Source organism: Carboxylicivirga caseinilyticus (assembly GCF_050589785.1).
In the GTDB taxonomy this organism is placed as follows: Bacteria; Bacteroidota; Bacteroidia; order Bacteroidales; family Marinilabiliaceae; genus Carboxylicivirga; species Carboxylicivirga caseinilyticus.
This window is the reverse complement of the sequence record NZ_JBNGOX010000011.1, coordinates 1-22,898: the sequence shown is the minus strand read 5'-3', so window position 1 is coordinate 22,898 and position 22,898 is coordinate 1. Positions and strand designations below refer to the sequence as shown.

The window sequence follows — 22,898 nt, the reverse complement described above, 5'->3', positions numbered from 1 at the left end:
ATTACAAATGAGACTAATTATTGAACCGGACTATCAGGAACTGTCATCATGGGCAGCGGCCTATATAGCCCAAAGAATTAACAAGCATAAAGGAGAACGACCTTTTGTGCTAGGCTTACCAACTGGTTCATCCCCGCTTGGTACATACAAAGAGTTAATTCGACTGCATAAAGAAGGAAAAGTTTCCTTTCAAAATGTAGTCACTTTCAATATGGATGAGTACCGGGAAATTACAAGAGAGCACCCTCAGAGTTATCACTCTTTTATGTGGGAAAACTTTTTTGGTCATATCGACATAAAACCTGAAAACACTAATTTATTAGATGGACAGGCTGAAGATCCGGAAGCGGAATGTGAGCGATATGAGAATAAAATAAAAGAAGCTGGAGGCATTGATCTTTTTATGGGAGGAATTGGCCCTGATGGTCACTTAGCCTTCAATGAGCCGGGATCGTCATTACAATCCCGTACCAGAGTTAAAACGTTAACTTATGATACCATTTTAGCAAATTCAAGATTCTTTAATCACGATCCTGATCAGGTACCCAAAACTGCCTTAACAGTTGGTGTTGGTACTGTATTGGATGCCAAAGAAGTTTTGATTATTGTTAATGGTTTTAACAAAGCAAGAGCTTTGCAACATGCTGTAGAAGAAGGAATCAATCACATGTGGACTATCAGCGCATTACAAATGCATCCGAAAGGAATTATTGTTTGTGATGAAGCTGCAACCTATGAATTGAAGGTGGGAACGTATCGATATTTTAAAGATATCGAAAAGGACAATTTATCACCTGATAGCCAGTGGTAATCAAAAAAGGTTAAACTTTTAACCTTTAAAACGTTATATTTCATAGTGAAAAGAGGAATTCTTTCGAAAGGGTTCCTCTTTCGTTTTATTATGGAAATATTATTGAGAACAATTAAAAGTTTAATTATATGTGCGGAATAGTAGCTTACGTTGGAGACAGAACTGCTTACCCAATTATCATTAAAGGCCTACAGCGCCTAGAATACAGAGGGTACGATTCAGCAGGCCTGGCATTGGTAAACGATGGTGTACACGTTTACAAATGCAAAGGAAAGGTAAAAGACCTTGAAGCACATGCGAAAGGAAAATCTATTTCCGGATCGATTGGTATCGGTCATACCCGTTGGGCAACACATGGAGAACCAAGCGACAATAATGCACATCCACACGTTTCTCAAAATGGTAAGTTTATTGTGGTTCATAATGGAATCATTGAAAACTATGCCCACTTAAAAAAAGAATTAATCACTCGTGGTTATTCATTTCAGAGTGAAACAGATACCGAAGTTTTAGCCAACCTTATTGAAAATATTTATTTAGAAGAAAAGGTTGATGCTGAAATTGCAGTTCGTTATGCACTTACTAAAGTGATCGGTGCTTATGGCTTAGTAATAACCTGCACTGACGAAAATGACCAGTTGATTGCAGCCCGTAAAGGTAGTCCATTGGTTATTGGAGTTGGTGAAAAAGAATATTTTCTGGCTTCAGATGCAACACCCATTGTTGAATATACCGACCAGGTTATATATATGAATGATGAAGAAGTGGCTGTCATCAAAAAAGACAATCTGACTTTAAAAAGCATTCAAAACGACTCTAAAAAACCAAAAATCCAGAAAGTAAACCTTAGTATTGACGAAATAGATAAAGGTTCTTATGAGCATTTTATGTTGAAAGAAATCTACGAACAACCTCTTTCAATCGAAGATACTTTTCGTGGTCGTATTTCAATGGATCATTCAAAAATATTCCTTGGTGGTATTATTGATGTGTTACCGAAACTTACTGAGGCAAAAAGAATCATAATTTTGGCTTGTGGTACGTCATGGCATGCCGGTTTGGTAGGTGAATATCTTTTTGAAGAATTTGCCCGTATCCCGGTTGAAGTTGAATATGCCAGTGAATTCCGATATCGCAATCCGGTCATCAATAAAGATGATGTTATTATTGCTATCTCGCAAAGTGGTGAAACAGCCGATACCTTAGCCGCAATTAAAATGGCAAAAGAACAAGGTGCAATTATCCTGGGTATTTGTAATGTTGCAGGCTCTTCTATTCCTCGCGAAACTCATGCAGGTGTATACACTCATGCCGGACCTGAAATAGGAGTAGCATCAACCAAAGCATTTACATCCCAGGTAACCGTACTTACCATGATGGCAATGTTATTGGGTAAAACAAAAGGAAATCTATTAAAAGAGGAATATTCTAATCTTATCGATGAATTGACACAGGTGCCAGATAAGATCAAGACAATCCTTCAAAAAGGTGAGGAAATTAGGAAAATATCTGAAACTTATAAGAATGCAACTAATGCATTGTATTTGGGTAGAGGTTATTTATTCCCTGTTGCTCTTGAAGGTGCCTTGAAATTAAAAGAAATTTCATATATCCATGCAGAAGGGTATCCGGCAGCCGAAATGAAACATGGACCAATTGCCTTGATTGATGAAAACATGCCGGTTTTTGTTTTGGCTACCAAAGACAAATCATACGAAAAAATTGTAAGCAATATACAGGAAGTAAAAGCTCGAAACGGCAAAGTCATTGCCATTGTTACCGAAGGCGACGAGATTATTAAGAAAATGGCTGATTACGTGATAGAAGTACCCGATTGTCACGAAGCTGTTGCTCCATTATTAACTGTTGTACCACTGCAATTCATATCTTATCACATTGCAGTCATGCGTGGCTGTAATGTTGATCAACCGCGAAATCTGGCAAAGTCAGTAACGGTTGAATAAGCATTGATTCCTTCTGGAATTAGTGTATGTAATACTTTTAAGGTTTATCTCTCAGTAAAAGCCCGATTGAAACGTCAACCGGGCTTTACTATTTTTATTGGTTTTATAACCTTATCTCTTTTCGTATTGATCCTGATAGTATTTCTCGTAATCTCCCGAAAGAATGTTATTTAACCATTCTTCGTTGTCGAGATACCATTCTACAGTTTTTACTATACCTTCTTCAAATTGCAATGATGGTTCCCAACCTAATTCTTTCATTAATTTAGATGAATCAATGGCATAACGCATATCATGACCAGCCCGATCCTTTACAAACGTGATCAACTTTGCTGATTCACCTTTTTCACGACCCAACTTATCATCCATAACTTCGCAAAGCTTATGAATCAGGTCAATATTTGTCCATTCGTTAATACCGCCAATGTTATATGTTTCACCTAATCCACCCTGATGATAAATTACATCAATGGCTCTGGCGTGATCTATCACAAATAACCAATCGCGAATATTCTCACCTTTTCCATAAATAGGAATCGGTTTCTTATTCTTAATATTATTAATTGAAAGAGGAATCAACTTTTCCGGAAACTGATTTGGACCGTAATTATTCGAACAGTTAGAGATAACTACAGGTAAACCATATGTATGGTAATAAGCACGCACCAAATGATCAGAACTTGCCTTGGATGAAGAATAAGGACTGCGGGGATCGTAAGCCGTTGTTTCAGTGAATAATCCCTCCTTACCTAAAGAACCATATACTTCATCTGTTGAAATGTGATAGAAACGCTTTCCTTCCATCTGACCTTTCCATGCATCTTTAGCTGCATTCAAAAGGTTAACAGTCCCCATTATATTTGTTTTAATAAAAGCCAATGGATCAGAAATAGAACGATCAACATGAGATTCTGCAGCCAGATGAATAACTCCGTCAAACTGATATTCAGCAAAAAACTGATTCATTAAATCAGCATCCGTAATATCACCTTTCAAAAAAGTATAATTACTCTTCGTTTCAATATCTTTTAAATTTTCAAGATTACCTGCATAAGTTAAAGCATCCAGGTTATAAATATGATATTCGGGATAGGTATTAACAAACAACCTTACAACATGTGATCCGATAAAACCGGCACCACCGGTGATGAGTATTTTTTTCATTTGAAACTGATTTACAATTGAATTCAATCAAATATAAAACACAATAATAAACATTGCTGCAATATTTGATTTAATACGGTTATATTAACTTGAAGAATAAAAAAGCCTTGATTAACTTCTTTCAAGGCTAATTAATAATTTTTCAGTCTATTAACTCTGCAACGACATAATGCGACTAATATACTTACCCAGTATATCAAATTCAAGATTTACAGTACTTCCCTGCTTAATCTGATGAAAGTTTGTGAATTCATAGGTATATGGGATAATAGCCACTGAAAAACGATCTTCTTTGCTATTAACCACCGTTAAGCTAACTCCATTTACAGTCACCGATCCTTTTTCAACCGTCATATAACCCTGAGATGCTTTCTCTTTATCAATAACATATTGAAACGTGAAATACCAACTTCCATCTGCTTCCTTAACTTCAATACATTTAGCAGTTTGATCAACATGGCCCTGAACAATATGACCATCCAAACGCCCATTCATCATCATACTACGCTCAAGATTTACCTTATCTCCAATCTGCAGCAATCCCAGATTTGACTTCTCCAAAGTTTCCTTAATGGCTGTTACAGTATAATTTTGACCTTCTTTTTTAACCACAGTTAAACAAACCCCATTGTGAGCCACACTCTGGTCAATCTTTAATTCATCAGTAAATGAGCATTCTAATGTAAGATGCAGGTTACCCTGATCTTGTTCCAATCCAACTACTGTTGCTGCTTCTTCTACTATACCTGAAAACATATTTAAATTGTTTATGTTACTATCTCAAATATCCTAATTGGCTAAAATAGATTAAAAAATGCATTTTATAAATGACAAAAAGCTTTTTTAGCACTTGATTTAATTTTCGTATTTTTCGAAGCCATTCAAACGAAGCTGTTATGACAACTATTAAAACAACTTATTTAGGTGATTTAAGAACTGAGAATATTCATATTCAATCAGGTTCTAAGATAATTACTGATGCTCCAACTGATAATCGAGGAAAAGGTGAAGCATTTTCGCCAACTGATATGCTGGCTACAGCTTTGGGCAATTGTATTATGACTATAATGGGTATTAAAGCCATGGATAATGGCATTGACCTGGTTGGAACGGAATTAGATATTACCAAGATAATGGCTGAAAATCCGCGCAGGGTTTCCGAAGTTGTTATTCAATTCAATTTCCCAAAGAAAGGTTACTCTGAGGATGAAAAGAAGTTAATCGAAAGCGTAGCTGGTATTAGTCCGGTTCCATTAAGTGTTCATCCTGATCTTAAACAAACCATAATCTTTAACTGGTAGAGAATATTACATGATTTTTGTTACAGGAGGAACAGGTTTAGTTGGTTCACATCTGTTATACAGACTAACCAAAGAAGGCAATAAAGTAAGAGTTCTTTGCAGAGATACCAGTTCGAAGGAATCTGTAAGAAAAATTTTTCAATTTTATTCTGATAATGCAGAATCATACTATCAAAATATTGAATGGTTTGAAGGCGATTTACATGATTATTTTTCGCTTCTGGATGCATTGAATGATGTTGAGCAAGTGTATCACTGTGCTGCGATGGTATCTTTTAAACCAAGTGATTCCAAGGAGATGTTCAGCAACAACGTTGATGGCACAGCCAACCTGGTAAATGCTTGTATTGAAATGGGAACTGCCCGTTTTTGCTTTGTCAGTTCAATTGCCACTTTAGGCGACTCACCCAATGGATCACCAATTGATGAATCAACTTTTTGGCAAAACGATGATAATCATTCGGTTTATTCGCAAAGTAAATTCAGCTCTGAAATGGAAGTATGGCGAGGAACCAAAGAAGGCTTAAATGCTGTTATCATCAATCCGTCAGTAATTATCGGTCCGGTAGAACTTAACCGAAGTACTGGCCAGCTATTTGAAACCATCATGAAAGGCACACCTTTCTATACTATTGGATCAACTGGTTTTGTGGATGTGAGAGACGTTGTGGAGGCAATGATTAAAGTCTGTAACAGTGATGTTGTAAACGAACGCTTTATTGTAAACGGAGAGAATATTGCTTATAAAGATTTCTTTACTATGGGTGCGAAGGAATTTAATGCCAAACCACCTAGATTCAGAGCAGGAAGAATATTAACAGGCATAGCCTGGAGACTCGAAAGACTAAAGTATTACATACTTCGGGTTGAACCACGCTTCACAAAGGAAACAGCTCGTACCTCACAGCATAAATCAATTTACTCAAACGAGAAATTACAAAAGTTGTATCCAATAAATTATATCCCGATTGAAGAATCCATTAAAAATGCAGCCCGATATATCAAAGCATAAAAAAAGGATCTGAAAGGATCCTTTTTCTATATATTATATTTCCGAAACTAATTCTTTAATCACTTTTGTCATTAACGGCTCTGCTGCCGCTGCCACTTCCTGAACTTCTTCGTGCGACACTTCCACAATCTGACCTGGTACTCCGGAATCTGTAATAATGGATATTCCAAAAGTAGTCATATTCATATGACGGGCAACAATAATTTCAGGTACTGTAGACATACCTACAGCATCTCCACCTAACACACGAAACATCTTATATTCTGCAGGAGTTTCGAAAGTCGGTCCGGTTGTACCCGCATAAACACCTTGCTTCAAATCAATGTTATTTTCTCTTCCGATTTCAAGAGCTTTAGCAATTAAGTGTTTACTATATGGTTCACTCATATCCGGGAAACGAGGGCCCAACTCATTATGATTCTTTCCGATCAACGGATTGTTACCAAACATATTGATCTGGTCTGTTATAACCATTATATCCCCAACTTTAAAATCAGGATTTAAACCACCACTTGCATTAGATACAATCAAGGTTTCAATACCTAAAGCTTTCATTACTCTTACAGGAAAAGTAACTTCCTGCATTGTATAACCTTCATAATAGTGAAAACGACCTTGCATCGCTAAAACCGGCACTCCATTGATGGTACCAAATATCAATCTTCCACTATGGCCTTCAACAGTTGAAACAGGGAATTCAGGAATCTCTTCATAAGGAATAGACTTTTCTATTTCAATCTCCTCAACCAAGCCACCCAAACCAGTTCCTAAAATAATACCAATCTTAGGATTTAAACCGCTCTGATGCGACAAAAAATCAGCTGTCTTTCTGATAGTCTCTAACATAGTTGCGTATAATTAATTCTAATAATTTTTCTTCTTCAAATAATATTTTCAATTCAATTGGCACATACACCAATCTTTTATCAATCTCCTCATCCAACCCATATAATCGGGTAAAATCCTTTTCTGTTGAAATAATGAGCCAATCATTACCCATTTTCGAAATCTCTTCTTTAATCTCCTGTAAATCTTTCTCGTTAAAAGAATGATGATCAGGATAAATCAATTCCTTTTCAATCTTCACCTTTGACTTGAGATAAGAAAAGAACAATTCAGGCCGTGCAATCCCTGCAAGAGCAATAATTTGCCTGTCAATAACATTAACAACCTGCCCTGAATAACCCACCATTTGTCCGTAAGTAATGGCCGAAAAGAAAACCTTTTGCTTTGAGCAAGGCTTTAACTTATTCAGCCAATAACTTTTTTCTTCTTCACTCATCGAAAGCGGACATTTATTAACCAGAATTATATCAGCTCTTTTCTGACCTGCTCTTGTCTCTCTCAGATCGCCAGCAGGAAAAGGCAAATCGTTCCACAAAGGTCGGCTATAGTCGATTACCAATATTGAGAATCCCGGAGTTACATATCTATGTTGAAATGCATCATCCATAAGAACCACATCGGCGCTGGTTTTAGTTCTGATGATCTGCATACCTTCCACACGTTTCTCTGCCACTACCACTTCTATTCCTGCAAATTTCTTTTTTATCTGAAATGGTTCATCTCCAATATCAGATGCAGTACTCTGATCATCTGACAAAAATGGCCCTTGGGTCTTACGTTTGTATCCACGACTTAATAACGCCAGCTTATAATCATTTTTCAACAAGCGAATAAGATACTCTGTAAATGGAGTTTTACCTGTTCCTCCAACGGTTATATTACCAACAGATATGATAGGAAGATTATAGCCTTTGGAAGGTAAAATATTCCAATCGAAAAGTTTATTCCGCACAGTTGTAACTGCCCCGTAAAGCAAACTGAACGGGTAAAGTACTTTTCTTATCTGCATTATCGATTTTGAAAATTGAAATAACAGAACAGGTTGGAATACCAACCAGCTCCATATATTTATCGAATACTAATATCATAAGGTAAACGAGCCTGTATCTGAGCTCCATTCTTTAAGCTCTCTAAAGTCTGAAGATGCTTAAATTCGTCTCCCATAATAGACTTACCAATAAACATTTTTGCCTCTCCACTAATTCCTTTTAGAAAAGCCTGAACAGGATCTTCAATTTCAGGAAGCTCCTGAATACGGTAATTCTCAAGACCCGCTGCTTCTTTGGCAAGCTCAATGGCCTTATTCAATCCTCCGAATTCATCAATCAAATTAATCTCTTTGGCATTGGCACCACTCCATACTCTTCCTTGCCCGATTTCATCAATTGCCTCTTTTGTTGTTGAACGACCATCGGCACAACGACCAATAAAAATATCATAACCATGTTCGATATATGCCTGCATAATTTCCTTTTCCTCTTTACGGAAAGGTCTGGTTAGGCTTGGCATATCTGAAAATTCATTGGTTTTAACGCCATCAAAACTCAGTCCAATCTTTTCGGTTAATCCTTCAACATTAGGAATCATACCAAAGATTCCAATCGAACCCGTCAACGTTGTTGGACCAGCAACTATTTTATCCGCAGCACAAGAAATATAATATCCTCCTGAGGCTGCAACATCACCCATTGAAACAATTAATGGTTTCACTTCACCAGCCAACTCAACCTCGCGCCAGATAATTTCTGACCCTAAAGCTGAACCTCCCGGAGAATTTACTCTAAGTACAATGGCTTTCACAGAGCTATCTCGACGAGCTTTACGAATCGTTTTTGATAATTCCTCAGAAATTATTCCTGAACCGGATCCATCATCAATTCCTCCCTGAGCATAAATCACAGCTATTTTATCCCGTATAAATCCTTTTGTTTCTTTTGCTACATAAACCTTAGCATACTTGCTGCTATTAACTGCTTTCAGGTCATCTTTAGCTTCCGTTTCGGTTAATTGTTTCAATTCATCAAGGAATTCATCTTTATATTTTAAACCGTCAATCAGCTTATTATCCAATAATAATTGAGGATCGCGCAGCATTGGCATTTGATTGGCAATATCATCCACCAAGGCAACATCTACGCCACGAGCGGTAGCAATCTTATCTTTTAGATGATTCCACATGGAGTTCAAATAAACTTCTGTTTGTAAGCGAGCTGGCTCACTCATCTCTTCCAACATAAATGGTTCAACAGCCGATTTAAACTTACCATGCTTAACAATTTGCATTTCAACACCTATTTTATCAAGTGTCCCTTTGAAAAAAGTTCTTTCAGCATACAATCCATTTAACTCAACCATCCCACCGGGATTGAGATACAACTTGTCACAAACAGACGCAAGATAATATCCTTTCTGAGTATATATTGGAGCAAAACTATATACAAACTTTCCTGTCGATTTAAAATCAACCAATGCCTCTCTTATCTCTTCTATGGTTTCATAACCCGCTGATAAAAGACCTGTTTCAAGTACAATCCCTGAAATATTTTCATCTCTTTTGGCTTTTTCGATATTCGCCAAAATTCTGTTCAAACCTTCTGCTGCCGGATTACCAGATATTTCAGCCAATGCATCTTCAAAAGGATTCTCAACAACTCTATCTGAAATTGGTCCTTCGAGATTCAGAATTAATAAGGTATTTTCTTCTATTTTTGCTTCTTTATCAGCTGAAGAGGCAATAGCTGAAAGTATACCAATGAAAATAAGTACAAGAAAAATTGCAGCCACCAAGCCTCCTGCAAATGTGGCCAATAAGTATTTGAAAAATTTTACCATAATCTGTAATTTGAGTTGGTATGGGTTAATAATTAAAGATTGCAAGCAAAAGTATTAAAAATAACCATCAAAGTACAATTAAATTTAAGGATAATCAACTATACTATATGGTCGGTTTAAGATAAAATATTTTTCTGCAATTCATTATCAAACAACAAAATGATAAAATATAACAAAGCTATTTTACTGTTAGGTGGAAACATTGGCAATACAAAAGAATACTTAGCTAAGGCAATTAAATTATTAACAAGCGAACTATGTAATCCTTGTAAAGTATCAAACCTATATGAAAGTGAACCATGGGGTTTTGAATCCTCACAAAATTTCATCAACCAGGTAGTTGAATTTGATACCAGTAAAGATCCAATTACACTTTTAGATACAACCCAAAAAATTGAAAAAGCCTTAGGAAGAAAAGAAAAAACCGGAACTCAGTATGAATCCCGGCCTATTGATATTGATATCTTATTTATCGATAATGTGATTTTTCAATCAGAAAGATTAATCATTCCACATAAATTACTTCACGAAAGGAGATTTACACTTTTACCACTTTCTGATCATTGGAACAACCTGATTCACCCAGTATTCAATAAAACTATTGATCAACTTTTATTAGAATGTAATGATAAAAGTATAGTAAAAAAAATTGTTTAGATTTTGCTTCCATAAGCCAAATCACCGGCATCTCCCAGTCCGGGGACAATATATGATTTAGCATTCAATTCTTCATCTACTGCTCCCAGCCAAAGTGTTGCAGGCTCATCCTTAAACATATTCTCAACATATTGCACTCCTGCCTGACTTGCAATTAACGAAACGATATGAACATGCTTTGGTTTACCTCTGTGAAGAAGTGCCTTATAAGCCAGTTCAATGGAAGTACCGGTTGCCAGCATAGGATCACACAATAATACTGTTTTTCCATCCAGCGAAGGTGAAGAAATATATTCAATATGAATATCAAAATCACCTTTCTCGTTGTATTTTCTGTAAGCCGAAACAAACGCATTCTCAGACCGATCGAAATAATTCAATACTCCCTGATGTAAAGGCAATCCGGCTCTTAAAATGGACGCTATCACCACCTCTTCCGATGGTACTTTTTCAATGGCTATGCCCAAAGGAGTTGTAACTGATTTATCAGTATATATCAAGTCCTTACTTACTTCGTAAGCCATTATTTCTCCCATTCTTTCAATGTTCCGGCGAAAACGCATCGGATCATTTTGAATTGAAGTGTCACGAATCTCGGCGATAAACCGATTAAAAATACTTTGTTCCTGATTAAATATTTTTGTTTGCATAAGTATTTATTTAGGTCAATTCTTCCTTATATATATCCCACTCATAATCTTTGGTCTTAGGTATAATCTTAATACTATCATCTCCTCGCACAACAGTTGATTTAGAGGGTATCTCTTTATCTATTACACATCCTGCACCAATTGTTACTTCATCACCAATTACCGCCCCTGGAAGGATCACACAATGTGAACCTATCCATACATTATTACCTATTATTACTCCTTTTTTATTTGATGTTTTTCTAACATCATACTTATAATGATTGGTCGTAACAATTGTTATATTCGGACCTAATTCAACATTATCGCCAAATTTTAAACCTCCACATGCATTAATGTATGTTCCTAAATTATCTCCTGGATCACAGATTATACCTTTTTCAATAAACTCCCAGCCAATAATTCTACTTCTAAAATCAACCGGCCATGGCACTTTTCTGTTAAATCCCAATACTTTTTGCATAAAAACATAGGTCCAAAGTACCTTATAATGCTCCAGATAGCCGTTGATAGGTCTTTTGTATTGTGGGTATATTTTTCGAACACACCAACGAAAAAAAGTATTATCAATTTTTAAGAGTAACTTCTTTAAAAACCCCATAGTAAATAATCTAATCCTTCTACTTTTAAAACTCTTTTTCTGATCATTTTCTCACTTAAAAATATTTTAGAAAAATTCTACATTTAATATTTATGGAATTTAAAATCCTTTCCTTCCAATTGAATAATATATATATATTAATAGAATTATTCCTGCAAATGAGCTTATTAAAGCATACAAAGTTAATGTATACTGAACACTAAATGTAAATACATATGAAATAAAAAAGATTAATAATCTGCCAATTAATTGAAAAACCTCAAATACTAGCCATTTCTTCTGTAATTGTAAAATGGATATTAATGATGCTAATGGTGTTTTTATAAAATTGATAAACATCCAAATTAATATGATTCTGGTAATATCACCTGCTAACAACCATTCTTGTCCCATTACTTTTTCATAAAACCATGGACTTATTAGATATATTATGATAAATGGAATAATCGCAATGATAAAAAGTTTTCGAAGTTCTAACTTCCAGAAATTGGATAATGGCTCCTTTTTATTAAAAATATTTGACGCCTTCACATAAATATCTTGTCCATAGACCTGAGAAAATAACATTACCGGAAAAAGAAGGGTTTTAAATACAATTCCATAATTAGCAGTTACACTTTTACTATACAAGATTGGTAACAATATTACTGGCAATTGATTACTAATAATATTTATAGGTGAAACTATTGTATTAAGAATAAGAATGTGTTTGTATTTATTAAAGAATTGTATCAGTAAAATTTTCACTTCGAGAATTGAAAATTTTATTGATAATCTTCTATATGCCAAAAAATAATACCCGACAACTTGTGTAATTTGCCCCACCAAATACCCTAATATAAGTGCATTTATACTATTGGGTTCTAAAATAAATACTAAAACAACAGAACTAAAAGAAACAACCCTTATAAACTTTAATCTACTAACGAATGAATATCTATAAATAGCAATTAAATAATGTTCACCTAACTGATTCATTCCAAAAAAAAGAGAAGAGATAGGCAATAAAAAATACCATAATTTAAATGCGAATACTCCACTGAAAAAGCTTCTTTGCAGAAAATAAATTATAATTATACCAACAATAAATAAAACATGAAATAATAAAATAATGTTAAAACCTGCTTTCCAGTTCTGATATTTATCTTTGAAAGTATTAGCTAGCGCTATAGTTAAATGGGACTGTAATGAAAAGAAGGATCCACAAATTTCAGCAATAGCAACGAAAATAAAATACGTTCCAATTATATCAATAGGAAAATAGTATGTTGCTCCAAAAAAAACAACTAAGTTTAATGCTTGTGCAACTATATTACCTCTATATAATATAAATATTTTTTTTATTCTGTTTCCAAGCATAACAAGATATTTAACACCTCCTAAGCAAAAACAGCATCCCCATCTCCATCCTGGCAATTAATCTGCGCACCCCATAACTTTATGAAATCCTTTGTAAATGCCGTTTTCTGAAACACTTCTTTTTGCGGTAAATATTTTATAACAGTTTCACCAAGAACTTCATTAAAAACCGAATTATAAATATATAAACTCAACCCTCCACTTTTTATGATATGACTAACAATATCAATTAGAACAGATTTTATATACTTTTCATTCAAATAAAGGAAAGGTAAATAATAATGTCCATCTCTTTCCTTGATAAGACCAACTGATACTACCTCTTTGTTTATTTCTATTTTAAAATAATTTAAACAAAATGACGAAGTAACTAAACTGAATGGATACTTCTTTTGCTCATTTATGTAATTATCCTGTGTTGATAACCATGGAAAATTTTTAATCCACTCAAAATCATTTCTATCTTTCGCAAATGTATTCTTCTGGTTTTCTGCGATAAAATACTCCATATCATTTGTCAATTCTCTTACTAAAGAAAAGCTTGTATCTACTTTACTATTTAGCAACCATGACGGAATAATACCCGGTAATAAACTAAAAAAGCACTGCAGTACATTACTATTTGGGAGATAGGGTCTTAGCACATATTTAACGCCACTATCCACCCCCAATACATCAATTAACCGTAAAGTATTAAGTATATTAAACGAATGGTAAGGTAGATCGATAAAGCCAACCATATTATTCCATTGTTTCATTCCATAAAGAAGTAATGGGATGGCTATATCTCTACCTTTATTTTCATCAATCCACCAACCACTGTTCCATGCAAATTTTTTCGTTGGATCACCTTGCAAATAATCTGGTAAAAAACCAATAAACCCAACTAATTGATCATTCTTGTATGCCAAAACCAGAACAACATCTTCATTAGATGCTTTTGGATTATTATAAAATGAATTTGCTCGTAAAGTCGAAATTGGCAAAACAGACCTATCCTCCTTTTTATACTGTTCTAAAAAAGATAGTATTTCACCATTCTTTACGTTAATAAATTTCATTTACGATACTTTTTTGACGGTATTGATAATATCATCAATGGTTCTCATCTGAATGATATCCATCACGTCAAATTTTATATCAAAATATTCCTCAACTGCTGAAATAATCGAAGCGTGAGCCAATGAATCCCATTGATGAATAGAATCCCCTGACGATTCTAGTTGAAGATCTGATTGATTTACTTTCAAAATACCGGCTACAATAGCTATAATTTCACCTTCTATTTTGTCCATATGTAGTTATTTCTTTACAAAGATTAAATAATTACCAGTTATGGAGAATCCTATTTTTTTGTAGAATCCAACTGACAACTGATTTGCTTGTAAAGTTAATGATTGAATTTGCTTTGTTTTACAATCCGAGATAATATTATGAAGTAACTTGCGCCCCCATCCTTTTCCTCTATAATTATTATTGGTTGACATCATGTAAATACCAAGATTAGAATCTTGCTTGAATGTCAAACAAGCTGCAACCACTTTATCTGCATCGTACATACCAAAAACCATACATCCTTCTAAACCAAGCAAATACTTGAAATATTCTTCTTCAAGTGGTTGTTTTGCAAAATGAGTTTCATTTATTAATGCTAAAATCTGAGAGTCGTAATCTGTAAGCATATTTTCCTGTAGATCCTTGTTAAAATCACTAATGTTAAGATACATCATCGGCCATATTTCAACAGGCATAAAACCCAAGGATCTTAAAGAATCCAGTACCTCTTTATGTTCAGAATCAATTATAACATATGCCGGGAATTCTACTTTTTCCAGTACCTGCATGAGTCTTTCCTCCACACGAAAAGTATCTTCTGAAAAACCATATATAAATTGCGGCCATGCATGCAAGTTATCACCCGGAAAACAGATTTCCTGATAGTTTACAAACCGTTCTTTTAATGAAAGAGCTCTATTATAAAATGATTGAAGATTGTCTCTATTTAACACATTATGATTCATTAAGCAGACTTTCTTTTAAACCTTGTTTATCAATTTTTCCATTATTATTCCTTGGAAACTCTTTGACGCATACAAACTTTTGTGGCACCATATATGGCGGTAATTTTTCTCTCAATACTGAGATTAGCTTATCTGAATTCAATAAAACCGATGATTCATAAAAAACTACAATACGATTTACAATAGATCCTGAATTCATTACAGCGACATAGACATTAGATAGTTTAAGATAGGTTCTGCAGGCATGTTCAACCTCGCTTAACTCCACCTTGTATCCATTAATTTTAACCTGATTATCAGACCTCCCGCAAGTATAAAAGGTATCATCCTCACCAATAAAAGCAATATCTCCTGTTTTATAAAATCTCTTTCCTTCTTTATAAAAAAACACCTCTTTATTTAGCTCTTCCTGATTTAAATATCCCTGCATAACATTATCACCGGAAAATGACAAATTCCCTTTTTTAAACTTTGGCAATTCTTTATTCTGAGAGTCCACAATTATACCTCGTGTATTTGGCCAAGGTAAACCAAATGCCAGAATCCCATTATGCTGCTGCTGCCTCTCCAATTCTCTAGGAACCCAGTATCCCATGCATGCCATGGTTGTTTCTGTCGGTCCGGATATATTAAATACCTTTCCATTGGGTATACATTTCATCCATTGATTAGCAAGCTCCTGTGAAAAAGGTTCTCCACCCAATAAACTATATTTTAGATTAGGCAATTGAAGCCTTTCAAAATATGGCCTCAATAGATGTAATGTTGTGGGGACCATAGTGGCAATTGAGATCTCATGCCTTAATAACAATTCTAAAGCATTTAAATACTTAATACTACTATTTTTACAAGGATAAATGCAAGCTCCAATGCAAAAAGCCGGCAAATACGACAACATGGACATATCAAAATTAAAGTCAAACATCTGCAAGAATTTGTCTTCAATTCCAATACCCATACCCAGCTTAAAATAGGCATCCAGAGTACAATTAATATTCTTAAATGTGTAAGGCACTCCTTTAGGGACTCCTGTGGTTCCGGAAGTAAATAACACAGACAATATATCCTCCTGATTGATGATTAATTCCGGAATAACAACCCTGTCCACCATTGAATCTGGTGTAAGAATATCATATTGTGTTAAGTCTGTATCCCGGGAGTTTAACACAACATTTACATTACAAAGATTCAGGATGTATTCATTTCTTATTTCAGGGGCATCATTTAAAATTGGAATAAATGTTTTACCTAAGAACATAATTGCCAGAATTGAGGCATAACTCTTTAAATCATGATTCCCAACAACTCCAATTGCCTTGCTATCAACACAATTAGTCAACAAATAGTCACAGATAGTGCCAACCTGCCTTTCCAATTCTTTAAAAGAATAGAAACGACCTCCAATATATAGCGCATTTCTATCAGGATAAAGCCTAAATGAATCCCTTATCTTATTGAGAAAATTTATATATTGACCAGTATCCTCCATATATAATATGACATTGTGTTCTTGGATATTTTATAAGCTGTATAAGATAATGGAACAGCCCCGAATCCTGAATTAAAATCTGCAATACTTTTAATATCTGATCCACAAAAATCAAGATATAAATCTTTCTTACAATATTCGTGTAAAAAATTATCTACTAATAAAAATGAAGCTTTTGATGATCGTCCCAAACTGTTTGTTGCAGAAAAAATATTAACCCCTCTCGCACCAAATATAAAAAAAGCACTCGCACACAATTTATCACTCACCTCAGCTTTATATAAAACTCCTTTTTTAAATTTTATAGCAACACTTATCAATTCTTTTAATCTCGAATTACTAATATCTGAAATTCTATCCAGTCCTTTAAATTTCACCATTTCAGACTTTAACTGTATAAGTTCATCAGACGAATCACTTATGCTAATCTGAACATTTTCCCTACACCCTCTTCTAATATTTTTCTTACAGCTGCTTGAATAATTAGATTTAATGTCTTCGTAAGATTGATTCAGATTAAGATGATATGTTGTCCTCAAATAAGATTCTGCTATTAAATTATCATTTATACCAGGTGTCTGACCAAAAGTAACAAACACCAAACCTAACTCCCTCTTCAGGCATGATAAAATACTTTTAAATTCCTCACCCGATGAACTTCCAATAAAACCCAAATATTGTACATAATTAGGAAGAGATATAAATTTCCATTTTAAAAATTTTATTGCTGTTATTGGCAATACCCATTTATATTCACTGTCTACAATGGCTTCCCATTTTGGATACATAATATCCAAAACCCAACAATAAGCCAAAGGATTATCAAAAGAAGAGTTCGTAACGCAATCATCCCACTTTTGATCCTCAATTTCACTTCTTTTTAAGTGCAATATCTTATTTTCCTCTAATTTTATTTCTCTCATTCTTATCTTAAAATCAGATCCTTGCCAAGAAGCTGTCTCATTTTGGATTTTAAATTATAATAACCAATAATACTTTTCGCTTTATACTTGAATTCCATTGGCACCCTCTGAAAATTCATTGCTATTTCATCCTTTTTTATGCCTGCAGTACCAAAGCTGATATCGATTATCTCACTTTTATAAAGTCTATTGAAAAACTCTTTTTTTAATGCAAAATCTGTAAAAGGAAACGAGAATGCCTTTATATTTTGATTAAAACGTGAGGACACTTCATCAACACTTTTTACCACCTGATTGAGAGCAAAATCTTCTGAAACAAACCTGAATTCGGGATGATCATGACTATGTGCACCAATAGTAAATCCATCCTCTATTAATGACTGAATTTGATCGCTGGTTAAATAAGGCTTATTACTTTTCAAAAATTCATTATAATCAACCCCATTGTCTTGAGCAAGTCTATCAATCACTTCATTATCTGAATATAGGTAATCCTTTAATTGCACTTCTAATTCTCTGGTTAATTTACCTTTGGATAATAAATCATCAATAAGTAGAGATACTTTGAAACGAAAAAACAGGTCCTTGTTATCAATAAAACCTGAATTAATAAAGAATGTAGCCTGAATGCCTTTACTTTTTAAGATTGGAGCAATAACATTATAGCATTCACTTAATCCATCATCAAATGTCAGATGTGCAATAGGTTTCTTAATATTAATAAATCTTTCTTTTGCTGCTTGATAAAAATCAGTTAAGCCAACAATAGAGTAATTCTTACCGATATATTCCAGATCATCAATAAACTCCCGAACAGACTTCACATAAAACAAATGCTTTATATGTGGCAAGTGCTGATCACTTACAACATGATAATATGGTAATATGTATGGTAATTTCTTCAAAATAATACCCCCAATTTGCTAACGAACTTTATACTATAATATTTTAATCAAATATAGAATAAGATTCTCTTTACTTATATTTGTATGATTCAAAATATCTATACCTTATAAATTGAGTTCTAAATTAGAGAAAAAAGCTATCATTTGTACTGTTAGCGAATTGGCCACTGACTATCGTCTGCACAAATTAGCACTAACATTAAGTGAATGTGGATACAACACAACTTTTTTGTGTAGAAAGAAGAAAAATTTAATTTCCAATCATAGAATTGAATCCAAAACAATCTATCTAAATACAATTTGGCAAAAAGGCCCACAATTTTATCTCATCTTCAACCTAAGGATATTTTTTTATTTGCTTTTTCGTAAATATGATTTAATTGTATCAGTTGATCTGGATACTTTAACCGGATGTAGTCTGGGAAGAATATTAAAAAAAAATACCTTGCTCTTTGATAGCCATGAGTATTTTCCGGAAGTTCCTGAAATTCAACATAAATTATGGATAAAGAATATTTGGTTGACAGCTGAGAGATTATTTGTTCCCGGGATTGATTATGGTGTAACAGTATGCCAATCAATCGCCAATATCTATAAAGATAAATACAATAAAGACTTTTTAGTTATCCGCAATGCACCCTTGTCCTCGCGTATTATTGATGTAAATGATTTACAAACAAAATCAGGCAATCCTTTCACCCTAATTTATCAAGGAGCTGTAAACCATGGTAGAGCCTTAAAGGAACTGATAGATGCTATGAGAATATTAGAAGACATAAAACTTTTAATAGTTGGCGATGGGGACCTTTTGAATGAATTAAAAGAACGTAGTAATGATTTAGGAGATAAAATTACCTTTGTTGGTAAAGTACCTTTTCAGGAATTACCTAAATATACTGCACAAGCCGATTTAGGAATAGCATTGCTTGAAAACATTGGCCTAAACAACTATTATGCTTTACCCAACAGACTTTTTGACGCATTGCAAGCACAACTTCCAATTCTGGGCGTTAATTTTCCTGAAATTGAACGTTTTATAAATAAATATGAATTTGGGACTGTAATTTCAGATATTAGTCCGCAAAACATTGCAAAAAATATTAATGAAATACGAGAAACACCATCACTCATTAAAACATGGAAAGAAAATGCAATAAAAGCGAGAAGACTCGTTAATTGGGAAAACGAAACTATTGAATTAAAAGAGATTCTTTCTACTGACTAATTTCTTATAATTCCCCCTCATCAGCAAAACTATAGTAAGCCGATTCGGTAATAATAAGATGATCCAATACCGGAATATCCATAATTTTTCCAGCTTCCTTCATTTTTTTTGTAATTTGTCTGTCCATATCACTTGGTTGTATATTCCCGCTCGGATGATTATGACATAAAATAATTGAAGAAGCTAAATGATCAATAGCAGACTTTAAAATAATTTTAATATCAATCACAGTTCCAGCAACACCGCCCTGACTAATCTTATAACGGGTAATCACTCTATTGGACCGATTCAATAATAAAATCCAAAACTCTTCATGTGGAAGATCACCAAGAATAGGTTGAAAAATATCAACCACATCTTTACTTTGAGTTATTTTAATTCGCTTTGCAGCTTCCTGCAACTTTCTTCTTCTTCCTAATTCCAAACAAGCAACAACTGTTATTGCCTTAGCATCACCTACTCCATGGTACTTACTTTTTAAATCTTTTACCGACTTCTTCCCAAGCTCATTTAAATTATTATTACAGTCTTTCAGAATCTTTTTTGCAAGATCCACAGCACTTTCCTTAGAGCTACCAGAACCTAAGATAATAGCTAGCAGTTCGGCATCAGATAACGAAGATATTCCCTTTTCAAGTAATTTTTCACGAGGACGATCTTCCAATGCCCATTCCTTAATGCTTAGATGTTGGTATGGATTCATCATTTTCTTTTGTATTCAAGATAATGATGCAAATTGACAAAGTAAATATTTGACATAAAAAAAGTCCTCCAGCATTTGGAAGACTTTCGCAGTCCCTAGGAGAATCGAACTCCTGTTTCAAGGATGAAAACCTTGCGTCCTAACCACTAGACGAAGGGACCAATACATTTACTCAGTAGTTTTATACTAGAACTAACTGGTTATTGGCAAAATATTTATTGCATTAAAAAAGCCTTTCAGTTTCCCGAAAGGCATTAGCAGTCCCTAGGAGAATCGAACTCCTGTTTCAAGGATGAAAACCTTGCGTCCTAACCACTAGACGAAGGGACCTTAAGAAGCTTTGATTAAAGCTTGTTCACGTGGCTTGCCAACTTAGATTTCAAGTTAGCAGCTTTATTTTTGTGAATAATGTTTCTTTTAGCCAACTTATCCAGCATTGAGGCAACTTTAGGAAGCAACTCCTGAGCAGCTTCTTTCTCAGATGTACCTCTCAACTCCTTCACAGCATTACGAGCTGTTTTAGCGTAATATCTATTGTGAAGTCTTCTCTTTTCTATCTGACGAATTCTTTTTTTCGCTGATTGATGATTTGCCATCTTAATACAAAATAATATTGTTAATTCTTTTACTTTTGCAGTCCCTAGGAGAATCGAACTCCTGTTTCAAGGATGAAAACCTTGCGTCCTAACCACTAGACGAAGGGACCTTATTGCCTTTGGATCACTTTCTCTGTCTCAAATGCGGATGCAAAGATATATCAAATTCAATTCCCTCCAAATATTTTTTCGAAAAAAAATTCAAAAAAAATGTCAAAAACATTGATTAACAAAGTAACTCACTAGAATACACTTAGAAAAGATACAATCAAGACAAAATACTCTTCTTTTGCTTGCGCATCATTTTATTATTTCATTACTTTGCAACTAGTGAAAAGTGGAAGGATTTGGCTGATTGCAACCACTCTAAAAAAGTGCTAAAACGCGTACTTCGTTTTAACTTCCTTTTTTCACATATCAATATAGTAATAATAGTGATGCAACTCAAGTGTAGTTGTTTAAAGAGTTTTGATATGGGTTATTTATTTACATCCGAGTCAGTGTCGGAAGGACATCCTGACAAAGTAGCTGATCAGATTTCTGATGCCATTCTTGATGAATTACTTCGTCAGGACCCTGAATCCAAGGTAGCTTGTGAAACATTGGTAACTACCGGTTTAGTAGTATTAAGCGGTGAGGTAAAAACAACAGGCTTTGTTCCAACACAAAATGTGGCCCGCAGAGTAATCGAACGAATTGGTTATACTGATGCAGCCTATATGTTTGATTCCGGTTCATGTGGAGTGATCTCGGCTATTCATGAGCAGTCAGCTGACATTAACAGAGGAGTTGAACGGGCAAATGAAGAAGAACAGGGAGCCGGTGACCAGGGTATGATGTTTGGCTATGCCTGCAAAGACACAGAAGATTACCTTCCTCTACCTTTATATTTGTCTCATATTTTACTAAAAGAACTTGCTGATATCCGTCGAGAAGAAAAAGTGATGACTTACCTTCGCCCGGACTCAAAAAGCCAGGTTACCATTGAATATGATTCAAACAATAAGCCATTAAAAGTACACACAATCGTAGTCTCTACTCAGCATGATGAGTTTGATGAAGATGAAGCAATGCTAGCTAAGATAAAAGACGATGTACAGAATATATTGATTCCTCGTGTAAAAGCTATTTTACCGGATAATCAGCAACACCTTTTTAATGATTATATATTACATGTTAACCCTACAGGTAAATTTGTTATCGGTGGACCACATGGCGACACCGGTTTAACAGGTCGTAAAATCATTGTTGATACCTATGGCGGCAAGGGTGCTCATGGCGGAGGTGCCTTCAGCGGTAAAGACAGTTCAAAAGTTGATCGTTCTGCTGCTTATGCTACACGTCATATTGCAAAGAATCTGGTTGCTGCTGGTGTAGCTGATGAGATTTTGGTTCAGGTTGCATATGCCATTGGAGTTGCAAAACCTGTGGGATTATATATTAATACCTATGGAACATCAAAAATAGACCTTACCGATGGCGAAATTGCTGAAAAGGTTGAAGGTATTTTTGATATGCGCCCTAGTGCAATTGTGAAACGTTTTGGGTTAAAGAATCCAATATTTGAACCAACAGCTGCCTATGGTCACGTTGGACGTAGTCCTTATAAAGAAAAGGTTGAGTTTATCGAGAACGGCCAAAAAGTAATGAAAGAAGTTGAGTTCTTTACATGGGAAAAACTTGATTACGTTGATAAGGTAAAAACTATTTTTAGTCTTTAATTCAATACTACATAAAGATTAAGGAGGGTGTCCAAAAACTAAACATCAGAACAACGTTAGTTTCAATTTGTAATAAAATATCATTTTATGTCACCCCTAAATCCCCTGAAGGGGACTT

Annotated in this window: 23 protein-coding genes and 3 tRNA genes; 7 read left to right on the top strand and 19 right to left on the bottom strand. The window is 34.5% G+C overall.

The genetic code is table 11. The features are described from left to right. The first annotated feature begins 7 nt into the window (after window positions 1–7). Together nagB and glmS are read left to right on the top strand one after the other, a co-directional pair. Window positions 8–811, top strand: coding sequence for a glucosamine-6-phosphate deaminase (gene nagB, locus ACRD62_RS07795; protein WP_430819565.1), 804 nt, complete (start codon window positions 8–10; stop codon window positions 809–811). 128 nt (window positions 812–939) lie between these two features. Continuing rightward, window positions 940–2,775 carry a glutamine--fructose-6-phosphate transaminase (isomerizing) gene (gene glmS / locus ACRD62_RS07790; protein WP_430819564.1) on the top strand — a complete coding sequence of 612 codons (1,836 nt, stop codon included), beginning with the start codon at window positions 940–942 and terminating at the stop codon, window positions 2,773–2,775. A gap of 111 nt (window positions 2,776–2,886) precedes the next feature. Here glmS and rfbB read toward each other — a convergent pair whose 3' ends face one another. Both rfbB and ACRD62_RS07780 read right to left on the bottom strand, forming a co-directional pair. Then, window positions 2,887–3,939, bottom strand: a complete 1,053-nt coding sequence (gene rfbB / locus ACRD62_RS07785) for a dTDP-glucose 4,6-dehydratase (protein WP_430819563.1) — start codon at window positions 3,937–3,939, stop codon at window positions 2,887–2,889. Window positions 3,940–4,089: 150 nt separating this feature from the next. Beyond that, complete coding sequence (locus ACRD62_RS07780) at window positions 4,090–4,695, bottom strand: riboflavin synthase (protein WP_430819562.1); 606 nt, start codon at window positions 4,693–4,695, stop codon at window positions 4,090–4,092. A 140-nt stretch (window positions 4,696–4,835) separates the two neighbouring features. On the opposite strand from ACRD62_RS07780, the gene ACRD62_RS07775 reads away from it, so the two are divergent. Both ACRD62_RS07775 and ACRD62_RS07770 read left to right on the top strand, forming a co-directional pair. Next, the gene (locus ACRD62_RS07775) at window positions 4,836–5,240 is read left to right on the top strand and encodes an OsmC family protein (RefSeq protein WP_321406134.1); all 405 of its coding nucleotides are present in this window, start codon (window positions 4,836–4,838) and stop codon (window positions 5,238–5,240) included. Between the two features lie 10 nt (window positions 5,241–5,250). Next, on the top strand, window positions 5,251–6,252 hold the full coding sequence (locus ACRD62_RS07770; protein ID WP_430819561.1) for an NAD-dependent epimerase/dehydratase family protein: 1,002 nt from the start codon (window positions 5,251–5,253) through the stop codon (window positions 6,250–6,252). Between the two features lie 33 nt (window positions 6,253–6,285). Here ACRD62_RS07770 and ACRD62_RS07765 read toward each other — a convergent pair whose 3' ends face one another. The 3 genes from ACRD62_RS07765 to sppA are packed head-to-tail and all read right to left on the bottom strand — an operon-like array spanning window position 6,286 to window position 9,930. Then, a complete protein-coding gene (locus tag ACRD62_RS07765; RefSeq protein WP_430819560.1) occupies window positions 6,286–7,098 on the bottom strand; it encodes a purine-nucleoside phosphorylase in 813 nt (270 codons plus the stop codon). Beyond that, window positions 7,070–8,107, bottom strand: a complete 1,038-nt coding sequence (lpxK, locus tag ACRD62_RS07760; RefSeq protein ID WP_430819559.1) for a tetraacyldisaccharide 4'-kinase — start codon at window positions 8,105–8,107, stop codon at window positions 7,070–7,072. The genes ACRD62_RS07765 and lpxK overlap by 29 nt, the downstream gene beginning before the upstream one ends. A 59-nt stretch (window positions 8,108–8,166) precedes the next feature. Further along, on the bottom strand, window positions 8,167–9,930 hold the full coding sequence (sppA, locus tag ACRD62_RS07755; RefSeq protein ID WP_430819558.1) for a signal peptide peptidase SppA: 1,764 nt from the start codon (window positions 9,928–9,930) through the stop codon (window positions 8,167–8,169). A 159-nt stretch (window positions 9,931–10,089) separates the two neighbouring features. Here sppA and folK point away from each other — a divergent pair, with 159 nt between their 5' ends. Next, window positions 10,090–10,587, top strand: a complete 498-nt coding sequence (folK, locus tag ACRD62_RS07750) for a 2-amino-4-hydroxy-6-hydroxymethyldihydropteridine diphosphokinase (RefSeq protein WP_430819557.1) — start codon at window positions 10,090–10,092, stop codon at window positions 10,585–10,587. Here the strand turns inward: folK and upp are convergent. From upp to ACRD62_RS07705, 9 genes are all read right to left on the bottom strand, one after another. After that, window positions 10,584–11,237: a uracil phosphoribosyltransferase gene (gene upp, locus ACRD62_RS07745; protein WP_430819556.1), complete on the bottom strand. Its 654-nt coding sequence runs from the start codon at window positions 11,235–11,237 to the stop codon at window positions 10,584–10,586. The genes folK and upp overlap by 4 nt on opposite strands. A 10-nt stretch (window positions 11,238–11,247) precedes the next feature. Continuing rightward, window positions 11,248–11,838, bottom strand: a complete 591-nt coding sequence (locus ACRD62_RS07740; RefSeq protein ID WP_430819555.1) for a DapH/DapD/GlmU-related protein — start codon at window positions 11,836–11,838, stop codon at window positions 11,248–11,250. A 99-nt stretch (window positions 11,839–11,937) separates the two neighbouring features. After that, a complete protein-coding gene (locus ACRD62_RS07735; protein WP_430819554.1) occupies window positions 11,938–13,197 on the bottom strand; it encodes a lipopolysaccharide biosynthesis protein in 1,260 nt (419 codons plus the stop codon). Between the two features lie 20 nt (window positions 13,198–13,217). Continuing rightward, window positions 13,218–14,258 carry a hypothetical protein gene (locus ACRD62_RS07730; protein WP_430819553.1) on the bottom strand — a complete coding sequence of 347 codons (1,041 nt, stop codon included), beginning with the start codon at window positions 14,256–14,258 and terminating at the stop codon, window positions 13,218–13,220. Further along, window positions 14,259–14,492, bottom strand: a complete 234-nt coding sequence (locus ACRD62_RS07725; protein WP_430819552.1) for an acyl carrier protein — start codon at window positions 14,490–14,492, stop codon at window positions 14,259–14,261. Between the two features lie 6 nt (window positions 14,493–14,498). Further along, window positions 14,499–15,218, bottom strand: coding sequence for a GNAT family N-acetyltransferase (locus ACRD62_RS07720; protein WP_430819551.1), 720 nt, complete (start codon window positions 15,216–15,218; stop codon window positions 14,499–14,501). Then, window positions 15,208–16,707 (bottom strand): AMP-binding protein, encoded by a 1,500-nt coding sequence (locus tag ACRD62_RS07715; protein ID WP_430819550.1) that lies wholly within the window; start codon window positions 16,705–16,707, stop codon window positions 15,208–15,210. Before ACRD62_RS07715 ends, ACRD62_RS07720 begins: the two co-directional genes overlap by 11 nt. After that, the gene (locus tag ACRD62_RS07710) at window positions 16,683–17,630 is read right to left on the bottom strand and encodes a hypothetical protein (protein ID WP_430819549.1); all 948 of its coding nucleotides are present in this window, start codon (window positions 17,628–17,630) and stop codon (window positions 16,683–16,685) included. The genes ACRD62_RS07715 and ACRD62_RS07710 overlap by 25 nt, the downstream gene beginning before the upstream one ends. Window positions 17,631–17,632: 2 nt before the next feature. Then, on the bottom strand, window positions 17,633–18,535 hold the full coding sequence (locus tag ACRD62_RS07705) for a polysaccharide deacetylase family protein (protein WP_430819548.1): 903 nt from the start codon (window positions 18,533–18,535) through the stop codon (window positions 17,633–17,635). Window positions 18,536–18,647: 112 nt separating this feature from the next. Here ACRD62_RS07705 and ACRD62_RS07700 point away from each other — a divergent pair, with 112 nt between their 5' ends. Next, entirely contained in the window at window positions 18,648–19,760 is a 1,113-nt protein-coding gene (locus tag ACRD62_RS07700; RefSeq protein WP_430819547.1) for a glycosyltransferase, read from the top strand. Window positions 19,761–19,764: 4 nt separating this feature from the next. Here the strand turns inward: ACRD62_RS07700 and radC are convergent, their stop codons facing one another. The 5 genes from radC to ACRD62_RS07675 form a co-directional block, all read right to left on the bottom strand. After that, window positions 19,765–20,466, bottom strand: a complete 702-nt coding sequence (gene radC / locus ACRD62_RS07695; protein ID WP_430819546.1) for a RadC family protein — start codon at window positions 20,464–20,466, stop codon at window positions 19,765–19,767. Window positions 20,467–20,552: 86 nt separating this feature from the next. Further along, a tRNA-Glu gene (locus ACRD62_RS07690) sits at window positions 20,553–20,624 on the bottom strand. Window positions 20,625–20,721: 97 nt separating this feature from the next. After that, a tRNA-Glu gene (locus tag ACRD62_RS07685) sits at window positions 20,722–20,793 on the bottom strand. Window positions 20,794–20,807: 14 nt separating this feature from the next. Next, window positions 20,808–21,059, bottom strand: a complete 252-nt coding sequence (gene rpsT / locus ACRD62_RS07680; RefSeq protein WP_321406168.1) for a 30S ribosomal protein S20 — start codon at window positions 21,057–21,059, stop codon at window positions 20,808–20,810. Window positions 21,060–21,097: 38 nt separating this feature from the next. Then, window positions 21,098–21,169 (bottom strand) — tRNA-Glu (locus tag ACRD62_RS07675). Between the two features lie 363 nt (window positions 21,170–21,532). On the opposite strand from ACRD62_RS07675, the gene metK reads away from it, so the two are divergent. Then, entirely contained in the window at window positions 21,533–22,780 is a 1,248-nt protein-coding gene (gene metK, locus ACRD62_RS07670; protein ID WP_430819545.1) for a methionine adenosyltransferase, read from the top strand. Window positions 22,781–22,898: the final 118 nt, after the last annotated feature.

Excerpts from the sequence above, each read along its gene's own strand:
- ACRD62_RS07740 (WP_430819555.1), bottom strand. The coding sequence starts at position 11,838 with ATGGGGTTTTTAAAGAAGTTACTCTTAAAAATTGATAATACTTTTTTT.
- ACRD62_RS07710 (WP_430819549.1), bottom strand. The coding sequence starts at position 17,630 with ATGAGAGAAATAAAATTAGAGGAAAATAAGATATTGCACTTAAAAAGA.
- lpxK (WP_430819559.1), bottom strand. The coding sequence starts at position 8,107 with ATGCAGATAAGAAAAGTACTTTACCCGTTCAGTTTGCTTTACGGGGCA.
- nagB (WP_430819565.1), top strand. The coding sequence starts at position 8 with ATGAGACTAATTATTGAACCGGACTATCAGGAACTGTCATCATGGGCA.
- rpsT (WP_321406168.1), bottom strand. The coding sequence starts at position 21,059 with ATGGCAAATCATCAATCAGCGAAAAAAAGAATTCGTCAGATAGAAAAG.
- sppA (WP_430819558.1), bottom strand. The coding sequence starts at position 9,930 with ATGGTAAAATTTTTCAAATACTTATTGGCCACATTTGCAGGAGGCTTG.
- folK (WP_430819557.1), top strand. The coding sequence starts at position 10,090 with ATGATAAAATATAACAAAGCTATTTTACTGTTAGGTGGAAACATTGGC.
- radC (WP_430819546.1), bottom strand. The coding sequence starts at position 20,466 with ATGATGAATCCATACCAACATCTAAGCATTAAGGAATGGGCATTGGAA.
- rfbB (WP_430819563.1), bottom strand. The coding sequence starts at position 3,939 with ATGAAAAAAATACTCATCACCGGTGGTGCCGGTTTTATCGGATCACAT.
- ACRD62_RS07735 (WP_430819554.1), bottom strand. The coding sequence starts at position 13,197 with ATGCTTGGAAACAGAATAAAAAAAATATTTATATTATATAGAGGTAAT.
- ACRD62_RS07780 (WP_430819562.1), bottom strand. The coding sequence starts at position 4,695 with ATGTTTTCAGGTATAGTAGAAGAAGCAGCAACAGTAGTTGGATTGGAA.
- ACRD62_RS07730 (WP_430819553.1), bottom strand. The coding sequence starts at position 14,258 with ATGAAATTTATTAACGTAAAGAATGGTGAAATACTATCTTTTTTAGAA.
- ACRD62_RS07775 (WP_321406134.1), top strand. The coding sequence starts at position 4,836 with ATGACAACTATTAAAACAACTTATTTAGGTGATTTAAGAACTGAGAAT.
- ACRD62_RS07770 (WP_430819561.1), top strand. The coding sequence starts at position 5,251 with ATGATTTTTGTTACAGGAGGAACAGGTTTAGTTGGTTCACATCTGTTA.
- ACRD62_RS07765 (WP_430819560.1), bottom strand. The coding sequence starts at position 7,098 with ATGTTAGAGACTATCAGAAAGACAGCTGATTTTTTGTCGCATCAGAGC.
- upp (WP_430819556.1), bottom strand. The coding sequence starts at position 11,237 with ATGCAAACAAAAATATTTAATCAGGAACAAAGTATTTTTAATCGGTTT.
- ACRD62_RS07720 (WP_430819551.1), bottom strand. The coding sequence starts at position 15,218 with ATGAATCATAATGTGTTAAATAGAGACAATCTTCAATCATTTTATAAT.
- ACRD62_RS07725 (WP_430819552.1), bottom strand. The coding sequence starts at position 14,492 with ATGGACAAAATAGAAGGTGAAATTATAGCTATTGTAGCCGGTATTTTG.
- metK (WP_430819545.1), top strand. The coding sequence starts at position 21,533 with ATGGGTTATTTATTTACATCCGAGTCAGTGTCGGAAGGACATCCTGAC.
- glmS (WP_430819564.1), top strand. The coding sequence starts at position 940 with ATGTGCGGAATAGTAGCTTACGTTGGAGACAGAACTGCTTACCCAATT.
- ACRD62_RS07715 (WP_430819550.1), bottom strand. The coding sequence starts at position 16,707 with ATGGAGGATACTGGTCAATATATAAATTTTCTCAATAAGATAAGGGAT.